14 protein-coding genes are annotated in these 14,579 nt (G+C 64.7%); 11 read left to right on the top strand and 3 right to left on the bottom strand.

What is annotated here, in order from left to right:
• The first annotated feature begins 8 nt into the window (after positions 1-8).
• The 5 genes from YWW_RS0114890 to YWW_RS34180 all read left to right on the top strand — a co-directional run bounded on the left by YWW_RS0114890 (position 9) and on the right by YWW_RS34180 (position 7,250).
• Complete coding sequence (locus YWW_RS0114890) at positions 9-2,609, top strand: CHAT domain-containing protein (RefSeq protein WP_081687470.1); 2,601 nt, start codon at positions 9-11, stop codon at positions 2,607-2,609.
• A 607-nt stretch (positions 2,610-3,216) separates the two neighbouring features.
• Positions 3,217-4,275: a GNAT family N-acetyltransferase gene (locus tag YWW_RS35140; protein ID WP_155830192.1), complete on the top strand. Its 1,059-nt coding sequence runs from the start codon at positions 3,217-3,219 to the stop codon at positions 4,273-4,275.
• Positions 4,276-4,838: 563 nt separating this feature from the next.
• Positions 4,839-6,113 (top strand): MFS transporter, encoded by a 1,275-nt coding sequence (locus YWW_RS35135; protein WP_081687468.1) that lies wholly within the window; start codon positions 4,839-4,841, stop codon positions 6,111-6,113.
• Positions 6,114-6,498: 385 nt separating this feature from the next.
• Complete coding sequence (locus YWW_RS35990) at positions 6,499-6,915, top strand: hypothetical protein (RefSeq protein WP_155830191.1); 417 nt, start codon at positions 6,499-6,501, stop codon at positions 6,913-6,915.
• The gene (locus tag YWW_RS34180) at positions 6,912-7,250 is read left to right on the top strand and encodes a transposase family protein (RefSeq protein ID WP_162145956.1); all 339 of its coding nucleotides are present in this window, start codon (positions 6,912-6,914) and stop codon (positions 7,248-7,250) included. The genes YWW_RS35990 and YWW_RS34180 overlap by 4 nt, the downstream gene beginning before the upstream one ends.
• Positions 7,251-7,325: 75 nt before the next feature.
• Here YWW_RS34180 and YWW_RS0114880 read toward each other — a convergent pair whose 3' ends face one another.
• Both YWW_RS0114880 and YWW_RS0114875 read right to left on the bottom strand, forming a co-directional pair.
• Positions 7,326-8,105 carry an SDR family oxidoreductase gene (locus YWW_RS0114880; protein ID WP_026930727.1) on the bottom strand — a complete coding sequence of 260 codons (780 nt, stop codon included), beginning with the start codon at positions 8,103-8,105 and terminating at the stop codon, positions 7,326-7,328.
• A gap of 88 nt (positions 8,106-8,193) precedes the next feature.
• A complete protein-coding gene (locus YWW_RS0114875) occupies positions 8,194-8,799 on the bottom strand; it encodes a hypothetical protein (protein ID WP_026930726.1) in 606 nt (201 codons plus the stop codon).
• Positions 8,800-9,075: 276 nt separating this feature from the next.
• Between YWW_RS0114875 and YWW_RS0114865 the strand changes: the two genes are divergently transcribed.
• Positions 9,076-9,444: a hypothetical protein gene (locus YWW_RS0114865; RefSeq protein WP_026930725.1), complete on the top strand. Its 369-nt coding sequence runs from the start codon at positions 9,076-9,078 to the stop codon at positions 9,442-9,444.
• Positions 9,445-9,600: 156 nt separating this feature from the next.
• On the opposite strand, the gene YWW_RS0114860 is transcribed toward YWW_RS0114865, so the two are convergent.
• Positions 9,601-9,993 carry a hypothetical protein gene (locus YWW_RS0114860; RefSeq protein ID WP_155830190.1) on the bottom strand — a complete coding sequence of 131 codons (393 nt, stop codon included), beginning with the start codon at positions 9,991-9,993 and terminating at the stop codon, positions 9,601-9,603.
• Positions 9,994-10,250: 257 nt separating this feature from the next.
• On the opposite strand from YWW_RS0114860, the gene YWW_RS34175 reads away from it, so the two are divergent.
• The 5 genes from YWW_RS34175 to YWW_RS0114835 are packed head-to-tail and all read left to right on the top strand — an operon-like array spanning position 10,251 to position 14,565.
• On the top strand, positions 10,251-11,018 hold the full coding sequence (locus YWW_RS34175; protein WP_026930723.1) for a DUF4129 domain-containing protein: 768 nt from the start codon (positions 10,251-10,253) through the stop codon (positions 11,016-11,018).
• Positions 11,015-11,524 (top strand): hypothetical protein, encoded by a 510-nt coding sequence (locus tag YWW_RS34170; protein ID WP_026930722.1) that lies wholly within the window; start codon positions 11,015-11,017, stop codon positions 11,522-11,524. Before YWW_RS34175 ends, YWW_RS34170 begins: the two co-directional genes overlap by 4 nt.
• A gap of 31 nt (positions 11,525-11,555) precedes the next feature.
• A complete protein-coding gene (locus tag YWW_RS30645; RefSeq protein ID WP_051325845.1) occupies positions 11,556-12,596 on the top strand; it encodes an AAA family ATPase in 1,041 nt (346 codons plus the stop codon).
• Entirely contained in the window at positions 12,593-13,948 is a 1,356-nt protein-coding gene (locus tag YWW_RS0114840) for a DUF58 domain-containing protein (RefSeq protein WP_051325844.1), read from the top strand. The genes YWW_RS30645 and YWW_RS0114840 overlap by 4 nt, the downstream gene beginning before the upstream one ends.
• A complete protein-coding gene (locus YWW_RS0114835) occupies positions 13,945-14,565 on the top strand; it encodes a hypothetical protein (RefSeq protein WP_026930720.1) in 621 nt (206 codons plus the stop codon). Before YWW_RS0114840 ends, YWW_RS0114835 begins: the two co-directional genes overlap by 4 nt.
• Positions 14,566-14,579 lie beyond the last annotated feature (14 nt).

Here is a 14,579-nt window from a genome sequence, read left to right as displayed (position 1 = left end):
TGTAAAGAATGCTTTCTCATGTGTGGCGCTTGTTCTCGCGCGGCCAGCGTCTGCACCGGCGCGGTCGCATGATGGAAGCGGCTGAAACCCTCGAAGAGGCGCTTACGCTTGCTGAATGGAATCCTGAAGACCCACCGAAGCCGGGTACCGCGCGCGCACGGCTCATCGCACGGATCCTCACAGTCCGCTCGGTGAACTTGGCCCATCTCGGCAACTCGGCCATGGGGCTACGCCTTCTCGACCACGCCGACAAATTTGTCGATCCCAGTGAGCAAGGGATGCTGTTGCATCAGCGTGCGTTTATTCTCTGGCAGAACGGCCGTCTGAATGATGCTCTCAGGTGGTTTGAATCGGCTGAACCTCTACTGGAGGTTAACGGGCCGGATTGGATGTATGCGGCGCTATTCCATAACCGAGCCGCGGTATGGAGAGACCTCGGCGAGATGCACAAGGGATTGGAGAGTATCCAGCGCGCAATAAGCTTGTACGCAAACCTTGACATCCCTGTTCATCAGGCAAAGGCCCAGCATGCGGAGGCGTTGTTGTGGCTTGACCTTGGCGATGTGACCAGGGCACTTCGTGCTTTCGATGAGGTCCGCGCCCAGTATCGACAACACGCGCCTGAACTCGAGGCGTTCGTCCTCGGCTCTTATGCGGATGCATTGCTGTATGTGGGAATGTATCGGCAAGCCGCCGAGCATTGGGGTGAAGCCATTGCAGGACTGCGATTGTCAGGCGATGAGCGTACTGCGGCGGTTCTTGAGTTCTGGCGCGCCGTGGCCGGTTTCGAATATCACCAATTTGAAGTAGCCAGTGAGTGGGCAAAGCAGGCCATGAACTCGCTGTACCGACAGGGCAATGAGCCTATGGCATTTCTGGCTCAGCTTCTGGTGCTTCAAGGGCAGTTCGACTCGCATAACGAAGGCCTTGACTTCGCAGACAAGGTATCCAGGCTGTGCAAAGCGCTGGAAAGCCGTGGGTGGACGTTGAGACTGAACCAAGCGAAGATCCTGGAGGCGAGGGCACGCATCAGGGCCGGTGACCTGGACGGTGTCGAGGAGCTCCTTAATGAGGAATGGGGGAGGTCCGGTTACGAGGCGCTTGCCGAGAGCTTGGCACGTCATCTTGCGAAAGCCGAACTCGCGCTTGCTTGTGGCAGGGACCCGATGCCGGAGCTGAGCAGCGGGCTCAACCTGCTCGACGACTATCGGATGGAGTTCGGGTCCGTCGAGTTCCAGTCAGGAGTGTCTGCGCTCGGTTTCCAACTCGCCAGCAAAGGCCTGTCCAATGTCACCACTGGTGGTGATCCGGCCGAGATGCTCGCTTGGGCTGAGCGGTGCCGTGCCCAGGCGCTCCGCGTGCCACCGGTCAAGTCCAGCTCCGATCCTGAGGTGCGGGAAGTGCTCGGGCGTCTCCGACAAGCGCGTCAGCGGCTCTGGGACCTCCAAGTGGAGAACAAGGACACGACTGCGGTCCTCGCTCGCATCCGGGAACTCGAAGACGAGATCCGTGCCCACGACCGATCTACTCCGGGGCCCCGGCGGCAAGCTGAGCGTATCGCCCCTGAAGCGATTCATGACCTTGCCGAGCGTCGGAGCACCTTGGTGGTCAACCTGTTCGAGGTCGGTGGATACCTGCGTGCTGTGCTCGTCGGCAACGGCACGCTCCGACACACCCAGCTCATGAGGCTCGACCGCGCCGCTGAGATAGGGCGCCGGCTCGGGGCCGACCTCGATGCGCTCGGAACACCCTACCGGCTCCCCCCTCGGCTCCAGGCCAGTATCGAAACATCTATGCGGCGCAATGCCGCCACACTCGCCGAGGAAATCTGGGACCCCATCGCTGAGTTCGTCGGCGACCGGCAGGTCGTCATCGTTCCCCACAGTAAGATCGCTTGGGTACCTTGGCCTCTGCTTCCTCCGCTACGCGGACGTCCAGTCACGGTCGCCCCTTCCGCGGAGGCCTGGTTCCGAGCCGCCAACCGCCCCCGCGCGACCGGTGCCGCGCTCGTCGCCGCCGGACCAGCGCTGCTTACCGCTCGGACAGAGATCGATGCGATCGCCGACCTCTACCCTGGAGCACACCTCATGCACGCCGAGGACTCCGATCCCGAACTGGTTCTCAAGGCCCTCGACGGCGCCTCGGTCGCTCACCTTGCCGCGCATGGGCACCACGAGCCCGACAACGTGCTGTTCTCCCGCCTCGACTTCGGCCAAGGGCCTCTCAACGCCTACGAACTCCTCGGGCTCGACCAACCCCCCGGCCATGTCGTGCTCTCCTCGTGCGACCTCGGCCGATCCACGGTCGCTGTCGGCAACGAGACGCTCGGGTTCACCGCGGCGCTCCTGCACGCCGGGACCTCCACCGTCGTCTCCAGCCTCGGCCGCGTCCCCGACGACCTTGCCGCCGAGATGATGATCGACTATCACCGCCGCTGTGCCGCAGGCGCAACCCCCGCCGAGGCCCTCGCCGCGGTGGGGGAGCACCGACCCTGGCACCCTTTCGTCTGCTTCGGGGCGTTATCTCTGGGACATGGTGGTCGACGACTGTTTACTCAGCCTGTCGCCTCGGTGCTTCTATTTGCTGACTACCGACTTGGATTTCTGTAGATGATCGCGGTGCGCACTGATATCAGGCCTCTATCGGAGGCTCCCTGTGGCACGGCAGCTGCCGTTGCAAGTCAGCGCTATGACAACGAGCAGCCTGCTTGCGGCGAGGGTTCCGAGACCGCCAACAGATAGTTCGACCTTCGATGTCGACAAGCATCGGCTCGGCATCGGGCTCCTCGGTATTGTTGTGACGAATGAGTCCGGCCAGGTTGAGCCCTTCGATCGTCGGCCGTCGGAGAGTCTTTTGATGCTTCGCCGCATCGCCGAGGCTGGGCACCACGCCAGCGGGAGTCGACTTGGACGACCGACCATGGTCTTTGCAGCCTGCTGATATGCGGATGCAGGGGCTTCGCTGTGTAAGCGAGGCCTTCCTTGCTGGAATGTCTCAGGCACATGCTTTGCTGTGCAGAAGAGAGCGGAGCAATCACTATAGTGGTATAAATCACATATACAGCAAGGTGATCTATGCTACTCTATGTGCGGTTGTAGGCCAGGTGGCCATGAACAGGAATTTTCCAGTCATTGTAGACTTTTGTTCACGCCTCGAACGTTGATCGTGCAGGACCTCTGAAATAGTCGGTGACCCCCGGATCATAAGGATGGAACCTTGGACCCCTCATCGATCGATGTCGACACAGTTCGCCTCAGGCCTTGGATGGACAAGGATCTCGACGAGTTGTCGAAGATCTACCAGGATTCCGAGGTGGTTCGATTCCTGATGCTTCCGACGGCCTGGGGCGATGAGCAGCGGGCTGGCTATATCCAAAGAACTCATGATGCGTGGGAAGCGGGGAATCCTCGATGGGCTATTGCGGACCCTCGCACTGACCTCCTGCTGGGAGGTATCGGTGTCACAATGATGGTTCCAGGAGAAGCATCCGTCATGTACTTCGTCGCGGCGCAGGCTCGAGGCCATGGCATTGCGACCACGGCTTGCCGTGAGGCAGCGAGGTTCGCGTTTGAGAAACTAGGTGTCGAACGCCTGACATGGGAAGCCGTTGTCGGTAACCATTACTCACGACTGGTCGCTTTGAAAGTCGGTTTCGAGATCGAAGGAGTCGCTAGGAAGGGGGCGAACCAGCGAGGTGTTCGGCGGGACCAGTGGCGAGGTTCTCTTTTCCCCAGTGAACTTCGTGAGGATAACGACCTCCCACCCAATTTCGAGCGTATCAGGAGGCAAGCCAGTTTCTTCACCAGGAAACCGCAGGAGGTTTCCGCAGGGATTTCAGGTTTGACACTTAGGCCACTCGCGGACCCGAATAATCTTGGAACAGTACCTAGCATCAGAAGATCTAAGGCGCAGCGAGAATTCGATCATGGCACAGCGGTGAACTATTGCCTGTACTTGAATGGTGAGATTATTGACGTGACGTTGGGATTGTGGATTGATCAACGAGATAATGCAATAGCGGAAATCAAATTGTATGGTGAGCTTGATGACAATCAAGGGCATATCTATTCTAGTGCTGTAGAGAGACTAATTGATTTTGCTTTCGACGAACTACTTCTAGAGCGAGTGGAATGGGTAGGAAATCCCAAAGATTCGCAAGTGTTGAAAACGCTTGAGGCTGCAAGGTTTGAGACCGAAGGTCTGTTGGCGAACAGACTGCACCTGGGCGGTTCACAACGTGGAGCTGCTCAGGTATTGAGTAGGACCCGACCCTAAAGTTTCTACTTCAAATCCCAGGAAGGGAGTCATAATGAGAAGCACTCCTGGCATTACTGAATTTCGCCCTAAGCCTCATGATGCGGACGGGTATCCCACGAAACGACCCAGTAAGTAGAGCTTAGACCAAAGTGAACGGAGGGATAAATGCGTCAGACGCCTGGCATCAGCGGATTCCGTCCTAGGCCTCATGATGAGGACGGTTATCCAGTCAAACCGTAACTGTTCCCGCGACCCTTTGAAAGGAAGGCGCTCATGAAAACCAGTCCTAGCGTTAGTGGGTTTCGTCCCAAGCCTCATGATGAGGACGGGCATCCCGTCAAGCCCTAGCCGTTTCCGCAAGTTACTGAAAGGAGAAGCATGATGAAGTCCAGCCCTAGTATTAGTGGGTTCCGTCCTAAGCCTCACGATGAGGACGGGTACCCCACCAAACCATAAGCACGAGTCTGTTTGTTTGGCGGGGAGGTGACTGCCTCACCGCCAAACAAACTTTTTCATTCCTTGGGAGCACCACTCTGTGAATCCAGCAGATCATCACTGACTAGTATCTTTAGCGAGGATCCGTGGTTCGAGACACATCCCCAAGTCTCTTCCGAGATCGCAACTTTCGACGCTTGTATTATTCAACGACTGTAAGTCAGATCAGTGTCAACATAACGATTGTAGTTGTCCCGCTCGTAGCCATTCTCGTTCTCGACGCAAATGAATTTCAAGTTGGACTGCTCAGTGCATTTGGATCTCTTGCACTTCTTGTAGTCGGATTGCCGGCGGGCGTATGGGTTGATCGATTGTCGCGGCGCAAGGTACTGATTGTCACTGATCTTGCGCGAGCCTTTTTTCTTATGACCATTCCAATAGCTGCTTTTATGGGAATCCTCTCAATTTGGCAGCTTTATGCCATAGTTTTCCTAGTTGGGATAGCTACCGTATTTTTCGATGTCGCTTATACAAGTTATATTCCAAGTCTGGTTGGAAGCGACAATCTAACCCGCGCAAATGCAAATCTTGAAGTTGTGCGCAATGTTTCCAGGCTTGGTGGTCCTACGATTTCAGGCCCACTTGTCGCAATACTGAGCGGTCCTCTCGCGATATTGATCGCGGCACTGTCCATGGGTGCATCAGTGGGATGGGTTGTGAGGATACAACGGCCCGAGGCCAGTGAGCGAGTGTTCCGCAAGCTCAACCTGCGACGCGAAATAAACGAGGGAATGAGATTCGTATTCAAGGATCCAATCCTACGTGCAATCGCGATTTCCGCCGCTTGGGGGAATTTGTCGGCAGGCGTCCTGCAAGCCATGGTCATATTGTTCTTGGCGCGAGACCTGTCACTTCCTGAGGTCACGATCGGTGTGATCCTGGCTAGCTCGGGGGTAGGAGGAATCCTAGGGGCCATGGCTGTGAAACATGTCTCGAAACTGATCGGATTCGGACCGGCTACCTGGGTCTCCCTCGCGCTTGCGGGTCCTGCGGCGATCATGATCCCACTTGCGGAGCCAGATTGGCGAATTATATTCGCGATGCTCGGACAGGCTATTTTTGCCTTTGGTGTGATCATCTTCAACGTGACACAATTGAGCTATCGCCAAGCGGTAACTCCAGATGCGCTGCTGGGCCGGGTCAACGCAACCCTGAGGTTTCTCGGTTTGGGTGCCCTGCCGATAGGCTCCTTTGTCGGTGGGCTGATAGGTGAGATTTATGGTGTGCGCACCTCGCTTTGGATCGCGGGGGTGATGTTGTGCGCCGGTTTTATTCCACTGGTCTTGACTCCGTTGAGAAATATGAAAGAGATTCCCTCTGCGGAAGATCAAGGGGCGACATTGTCGACAGTAGGAAAATAGACTCCTATGCGACAGATTCGGGCCAACGGGTCGGACGATGCCTTGGGTTTCAGCTCTTGTCCAGACACCAGACCTCGTTCCCGTGTCACCCAAGAGGATTGCTGATGCAGACGACTGCTCTCTGCTGTGCAGCTGACGGGATAGGCCCTGTGCGGGAGACTTGCGCCTGGCCACGGTGCCTGGAAGCGACGGGCGCCCGAACCCTGGCCGGACCGCTGGGCGTCCGTTTCACCGCTCCCGGATACGACACCTTCCGCAGGCTACTGGGCTAGGCGATCCCGAAGGCGTTGCCGCCCTGCCCACGGGGCCGGCAGCTGGCCTTCGCCCCTGACGATCAGGTCCGCATCGACGGCAAGCGGCTGCGGGCAAGGTCAAACCGCTGCTGGTGGCCGCGCACGACTCGGGCGATCGTGCCTTGGGTAAGACCCTGCTGGCCACCGATGACGACGAGAACGCTGCCACCAGGCGTCTGATCGACACGCTGGATCTGGCCTCAACGCTGGTCAGCGCCGACGCGGTGCACTGCTGTGTCGAGACCGCTCAGGTGGTGCTCGACCGAGGTATCGACTATCTGCTGTGCTGCAAGGACAACCGTCCTGAGCTGTTCGCCGCGGTCGATGCCCTGCCCGGGGAGGGCCACGCCGAGCGGGCCGGCGCCGCATTCGTGATCCTCGGGCGCTCTCGTCGGCATCAACCGCAACGCCATCGACCGGCCCTGCTGCTCCGGCAAACACAAACGGCGCAGCATGAACTTGCAGGCCATCGCCGACGCGAGAGAACCTGCTGTGGATCTCGGGGGTGATCCGCGGCTCGATCCACGATACCGCCGCCCGCAGGGACGAACCCCCCCTCATCCCGCGCCTGCTGGCAGAGCGCGGCCTGTTCGCGCTCGGCGACAAAGGCGACGACAGGCTCGGCGCAGGCCTGGCGGCCACGCCGATCAAGGGCAAGAACAAACCCGAGTGGCAAAAGGAATACAACCGTCTCCACGCCCGGCTCCGCGGACCCGGCGAGCGTATGTTCGCCCAACTCAAGAGCTGGGGCGTATTCGACGAAGTCCGCTGCGACCCGCACCCGGTCACCCGCATCGCCAAAGCTGTCCAAGCCCTCAACAGCTACGAACACCACTCGGCTTGAAATGGGCACCTTGGGCTGCGTGTCGTTGGCTTGAAGGGGCGTCAGAATGTGTTCGGCAGCCTCGCGTGGGCTCGGCTACGCGATGCCGCCGTTGCTCTTGAGGAGCTGGCCGTTGATCCATCCGCCTTCGGGCGAGCACAGGAACGAGACCAGGTTCGCGCAGTCCTGCGGCACGCCGAGTCGTCCGAGCGGCGTGTAGCGGACCCCGTCCGCCTTCTGGTCCTCCCTCATCCAACCGGTATCGATTGCCCCCGGGTTGATCACGTTGGCGGTCACGCCCAGCTCGGAGAGCTCGTGCGCGGCGGCCAGCACGATCCGGTCCATCGCCCCCTTGCTCGCTCCATAAGGCAGATTCCCGACGGTGTGGTCGCTGGTGAAGCCGATGATCCGGCCGCTGCCGTGCGGGCCGCGGAATCGCAGGCCGAACTCGCGGACCAGCAGCCACGTCGCCCGGGCGTTCACCGCGAAGTGCCGGTCGAAACTCTCCACAGTGGTGTCCATAATGCTGGAATCGACCGACTCGCAGTGGCACATCACCAGTGCGGTGACGCCGCCCAGTTCGCGTTCCACGCGGTCGAACAGCCGCCCGGGGGCCGCCGTGTCGTTCAAGTCCGCTTCGATGCCGACGGTTCTCGCTCCCAGGGCGGTCACCTGCTCCCGCAGCGCCGCGGGCGCCTCCGCCTCGATGCCCCACGGCATCCGCTCGTCGTACGGGGTCCAGTACGTGAAGGCGACGTCCCAGCCGGCCCGGGCCAGGCCCAGCACCACCGTCGCCGCGATGCCGACCGACCGGCCCGCGCCGGTGACCAGCGCGAGCGGGCGCTCGGTCGTCTCGTCGGCCTGTCCGTTCGCCATGCGCGTCTCCTCATGCATGAGCCGCATCCTGACGGGTCGGCTTCGCGGCGGCAACCGATATTCCCCGCAGCGGTCGGCCCGAGGACCGTCACGAGGTGAACGCGGCGAAGAGGTCGGGGATCAGCCCTGCGTTCGGGTGGCTCAGCGGCACCGACAGCACCGGCTTCTCGACGCCGGTCTGGTAGATCCACACCATGCCGTTGTACGGCCGCGCACCGCCGACCGATCCCCACGGCAGGGACATCCGCGGCTTGGGGCACGATATGCCGCTCTTGTCGACTTTGACGCTGCCGCCGACCGTGACGGTCTCGCCGCGCCGCACCTGGTCGATGAGCTCGGCGAGCAGCCGCGGCTCCACATACTGCGCGGCCAGGTTCATCAGGAACACCCATTCCGGAGGCGGGGCGCTGCTGCGGCCCGGCTCGTAGAAGTGGACGATCACCTGCGGCCCGCCGTAGTAGGGGTACTTGCCGACCACGAAATCCCATTGGCCGTCGTGGCTCGCGGGGGTGAGGAGCCGGTGCGTGGTGGTGTGGATCGCCGAATAGCCCACCCATTCGACTTCGGCGAGCGCCATCGACTTCCTGCCGAAGGCGATGACCCGCGGATCGGCGTAGAGGCGTTTCCGGCGGACCTTGGTGTCGAGAACCGGGGCTCCGTCGGCTGGGGCGGGAGTCGAGTCGGGGATGCTCATGTCATGGACCCCTTTTCGTGTGCGCACAGGCCCGGGCGGCCACCGACATCATAAGCGGCTCAGGTGGTCGTCTGCCGAGGCGGCCGCGGCATCCGAGCAGCCACAGGTCGGGGATCCACCACATGGGGTCGAATGCGCCGCGCAGGGTGTGGAAGTTGACGCCATGAGGCCCGCCGCGCAGGTGAGCGTCAGCGAGACGGCTATGGGCGCGGCGGTCGAGCTCCAGTGGGAGCGGCATTTCGACACCTGCCACCCGGCGATCGGGGGAGTAGCGCTGTGAACCCGATGCTCCACCGCACCCGTCGGCGCCGATTCCTCGTCGGCTTCGCCCCGGAGCCGATCCTGACGAACTCGCGCGGCGATTTCGAGTACACCGGCCTGCCGATCCTGGCCCGCGAGACCGTCGGCGGCCGCGTCGTCCGGTTCGCCCACGTCCCGAACCGGCCCAGGTTGCGCCTGTCGTTCGAGGCGATCGACCCGGCCGCGATCGGCTCGGTCTGCGGGCTCGACGGCTTCACGGCCGCCGAACTGTGGATGTGCGAACCGGTCCACCTCGACTGGGTCAGGCACGGCACCAACAGCGCCGACCTCATCGACGCCGCCCGCCGGACATGGGCGGCCCACCTCCGCCTCTGCGAAGGCTGAAGCGCGCACGTTGAGCAGCCGGGAAGCCGTCGACGAATATCTCGCTTCCCGGCATCGACGCCGATGAGCACCGGTCCGGGAGGCTCTCATCGGTGCTGGGGCGCTTGACCTCGCCGGCCGATTCCGAGCGCTTCACCGGAGCTCGCCACCACGCCTTCAGACCGCTCGAATCGCGATCCTGGCGTCGACGACACAGTGAAGCTCATCCGCGTAGCCGCTTGCCACCCATTGGTCCACCTCGCTGTTGAACTCGTGCTGCCAGCCGGGGTCGTCGAAGCCGATCTCCACGCTCTCCAGCGTCGATTTCTCGCAGGTGTACCGTGCGATATAAGAGGAATCATCGTTGTAGCGCATCGTCACGCGTACGCCGACCTCCGAGACGAGTTCGAGGTCTCCGATCGCCAGCTTGATCACGCGACCGTCCTCAAGGTGCAGTTCAGCTTCGGGTTCTCTGGGATCGGCGCAATGGACGAGTTCCGTCAAGCCGACCCCTTCGAGCGGCAGGCGTCGGCGCGGATGGGCTTTCGGACCTGTTGTCGTGTTGCTCATGTGACGAACGGTAGCGATCTGGTCCGACAGTTCGGTGTTCGTGAGCGAGTTCGATCAACATGTTCGCGTTGTGCGGGATTCGGAACAACGACGTTGTCGCCTCCCGGCTCTTGATCGATCGCTCGGCTCGGCGGCGCTCGTCGCCCGTTCGCCTGCAAGCGAGGTCGGGACGACGGCGGGCGAGCTTCCGGCGAGGGGTTCGGCAGGCCTCGGTGGGCGTTTGCTCGCTTCTGGCGTTATGGTGGGCGTCACGCAACATGAGTTCGAGTCACCCCCACGAGGTCACCCATGACGCACGCCGCACCGCCGGACACGGCGAGATCGGGCGCTCGCTGATGCGCCGCTGGCTGCCCGTCGTCGTGGCCGTCGCCGCGCTCGTCGTGGTCGGGATCGCCGCCCAGGGCACCGGCGTGCAATGGCGCGAGGGCGAGGTCCTGCTCGACACCGAGGGCACCGTCTCCCCGCCGGCGTTTGAGACGATGCCGGAGGAGACGATGACCAGCGAGCAGGTGGTCGAGGAGACCGGCGAGCCCTCGCTGCCGTCGTGGGTCTCGTGGCTGATCCTCGGGATCCTCGTCGGCGCCCCCGTCGCGCTCATCCTGGCGCTGCTGGCGCGGCAGCTCGTCCGGTGGCTGGTCGACGCGCGGGCCGTCGAGCGCCGCCGGGAAGCCGACCCCCAGTACCTCCACCGCGACGTGGCCCTCGTCGAAGAGGCCCTCGCGGCCGGGCTCGCCGAGATCGACCTCGGCACCGACCCGCGCAGCGCCATCATCGCCTGCTGGGTCCACTTCGAGAGCGCCGCCGAACGGGTCGGCATCCAGAAGGAAGCCTCCGACACGCCGGCGGACCTGGTGCGCAGGCTCCTCGAACGCCACGAGCTGGAAGGCGCCTCGCTCACCCGGCTCTCCAGGACGTACCTGCGGGCCCGCTACTCCCCGCACGAGGTCGGCGAGGACGACCGGGACCGGGCGCGCTCGGCCCTGCTCGAGCTGCAACACCAGCTCGGCGTCAAGGAGGCGCGGTGAACGACTTCTTCGCCCCGTTCGGGCGGCTGCGGTTCTGGCCGGCCGTCGGCGTCCTCGCCGCCGCCGTCGCGCTGTGGGGCCTGGCGCGCATCTCCGGCGTCGACCTGCTGCTGTGGCAGCTCGCGCTCCTCGCCCTCGCCGCCCTGACCGTCGGCGCGATGCTCTCCGCGCTGCGCCCCGACACCGAGCCGGGCCCCGAGCTCACCACCCAGAGCGTCAACAGCCCCACATGGCGGCCGTTCATCGAGGTCAACCGCTGGGAGGACCAGCTGATCTTCGCCGAGGCCCGCCGCGGCCCCTTCGAAGACGGCAAGGTCAAGCAGCGGCTCGTCCAGCTCACCGAGGAGCGGCTGCGGCTGCGCCGCGGCCTGTCCCTGCACGGCGACGCCGAGCAGTGCCGCGAAATCCTCGGCGATCGCACCTACGCCTTCCTCACCGAGCCTGTCCACGACTGCCCCACCGAGTGGGAGCTCGGCGAACACCTCACCAGGATCGAGGCCGTCTGATGGGCCTCGCCAGCACCAGGAGTGAACACCGATGAACGAGCAAGCACCGCCGATCGGCCTCGACGAGGTCGCCAGGCACTCCCAGGCGGTCCTCAAGTCCGTCCAGTCCGTCATCGTCGGCAAGGACGAGTCGCTGCGACTGGTGCTGGCCGGGATCCTCGCCGGCGGCCATATCCTCTTGGAGGATCTTCCCGGTCTCGGCAAGACGCTCACCGCGCGGTGCTTCGCGCAGAGCCTCGGCCTCGACTTCCGGCGGCTCCAGTTCACCCCCGACCTGCTGCCGGCCGACGTCACGGGCTCGTTCCTGTACAACCAGAAGACCGCCGAGTTCGTCTACCGCAAAGGCCCGGTCCACACGAACCTGCTGCTGGCCGACGAGATCAACCGGACCCCGCCGAAGACGCAGTCGGCGCTCCTGGAGGCCATGCAGGAGCGCCAGGTCTCGGTCGAAGGGGAGACCTACCGGCTGCCCAGGCCCTTCACGGTCCTGGCCACCTCCAACCCCGTCGAGTTCGAGGGCACCTACCAGCTGCCCGAGGCGCAGCTCGACCGCTTCCTGCTGCGCGTCTCCTTCGGCTACCCCACCGAGAACGAGGAGTGGGAGGTCCTCCAGCGCCGCCTCGGACGCCGGACCGAGGACGTCGAGCTCTCCCCGGTCATCGACGCCGAGACCCTCGTCAAGATGCAGGCCGCCCTCGAGCACGTCACCGTCGAGGACTCCGTCGGCCGCTACATGGTCGCCATCGTCGCCGCCACCCGCACCCACTCCCAGCTCCAGGTCGGCGCCTCCCCGCGCGGCTCGCTCGCCCTGCTGCTCGCCTCGCGGGCCCTCGCCGTCCTCGACGGGCGCGACTTCGTCACCCCCGACGACGTCAAGGGCGTCGCCGGCTCCGCGCTCGCCCACCGCATCACCCTGCGTCCCGAGCTGTGGATGCGCCGCATCGACCCCGCCACCGTCGTCGCCGACATCTGCCGCGGCGTCGAGGCGCCCCAGAGCGCCCAGACGCCCTCGTACGGCCAGATCCCAGCCACGGCGCAGCTTGCAAGCCGTAAATTGGCACAGGAGCGATGAGCCTCGCCGTCGACCCCGTCCTGCGCCTGCGCCCCGACAACGCCCGGGCGCCGGAGCGGCACGCGCCGGAGAAACCCGTCGAATGGCGCCGCACCCCCGCCCTGACGCGGGCCGTCGCCGTCGCGGCGTGCTGCCTCATCGCGGCGGTCGTCTTCGGGCGCGTCGACCTCGCGCTCATCGCCGCGCCCTTCGCCGTCGGCACCGCCCTGCTGCTGCGCGACCGGCCCCACCGCACCCCCGAGGCCAGGCTCGACGTCGGCGAGGGGGTCTGCGCCGAAGGCGGCACCGCCTCGGCCGTCCTCCACGTCGCCAACCCCGAGCCCGTCCCGGTCTCGACCGTCGTCACCGCCGCCGCCGACCACTGGATCGACCTGCACACCGGCAGAGGCGACTTCGCCGAGCGCCTCCACCCGTCCACGGCCCGCGAGATGGCCGTCGCCGGGCGCGCCAGGCGCTGGGGCGGCCACCATCTCGGCCCCGTCCACGTCCAGTCGCACGCCTGCGGCGGGCTCCTCGAGACGACCGTCCAGCGCCTGCCCGGCTCGCGGGTGTGGGTCCTGCCGGTCCCGCACTGGTTCGAGTCCGCCGAGTCCCTGCCCTTCGCCGACGGCGTCGCCGGCGTCCACCGCTCCCGGCGCCTCGGCGACTCCGGGGAACTCGCCGAAGTCCGGCTCTACCAGCCCGGCGACCGGCTCCGCCGCATCGACTGGCGCACCTCGGCGCGCTCCCAGGAGCTGTACGTCAACGCGACCCTGTCCGAAAGGGACACCGACGTCAACCTGATCCTCGACCTCCAGGTCGAGGCCGGCGACTCCGGCGGCATCGACGGAGCCGCCTCGGTCGCCGACCTCACCGTCCGCGCCGCCGGGGCCGTCGCCGCCCACTACGCCCTGCAAGGCGACCGGGTCGGCTGCATCGAGTTCGGCGCCCGAGGCAGGCGGCTGCGGGCCGGGACCGGGCGGCGCCACAACCTCGCGCTGCTGCGCTGGCTCGCCTCGATCCACATCCCGATCGACGCGCTCCCGCCCTCGGTCGCGATGCTCCGCCGCCAGCTCGGCAACCACCGCAGCATGCACGTGCTGTTCACGCCGCTGCTGAACGAGCGCTCCCTCAACCTGGTCGCCTCGCTGGCCCGCGCCGGCCGGCCCGTGCTGTGCATCGACACGCTGCCTGACCACGTCGTCCCGCCGCCCCGCTCGCATTGGACGCCCTACGCCGAGCGGCTGTGGCGGCTCGACCGGGCCAACACGATCATGGAACTGCGCGACCTCGGCGTCGCCGTCGAGCCGTGGACGGGCGCGGCCTCGCTCGACGACGTCATCGCCCAGCTGGTCAGGAGGCGGTACCGGTGAGCGACGTCCAGCGGGGACTGTTCGAGGCGCTCAGGGACGGCACCCGCCTGCGCGCCACCGGCGGGCGCCGCCGCGTCGCCTCGTGGGCGCGGCGCCTCGCCCCGGCGGCCGTGCTGCTGCGTCTGACCGTCGGCCTGTCCTACTTCATCGCCGCCGAAATCGCCGTGCCCGCCCAGTGGGGCGCCTCGGCGGCGTACCTCATCCTCGCCGCCGCCCTCGCGCTGTGCTCCGCGCTCGCGCCCGCCGGGATCGCGCCGCTGGCCGCCTCCGGCGTCGTCATCGCCTCCTGGCTGATCACCTCGAGCCTGTACGAGGACCACGGCGGCCTGTGGATCCCCGCGGCGGTGGCGGTCCTGCTCTACGCCGGGCACTCGACCGCCGCCGTCGCCCAGCGTTTCCGTACCACTACCGCTGTGGACAGTGAGATCGTCCACACCTGGGCCCGCCACCTGGGGATCGTCTCGGCGTCGACATTGGCCTTCGCCGGTCTGCTGGCCCTGTTCACCGCGTATTTCGCCGCAATCCCCCCGGCCGTAGCGGTGGGTATCGGCCTCGTGGCGGCCGTCACCGTGATCTACGTCCTCGCGCGTTCCCTACACAACCCGAGCTCGCGGTAGTCAGAATTGAACAT

The sequence above is a fragment of the Glycomyces tenuis DSM 44171 genome (assembly GCF_000427885.1).
GTDB lineage: Bacteria > Actinomycetota > Actinomycetes > Mycobacteriales > Micromonosporaceae > Glycomyces > Glycomyces tenuis.
The sequence above is the reverse complement of the archived record's forward strand: the minus strand, read 5'-3'. Positions and strand labels throughout refer to the sequence as shown.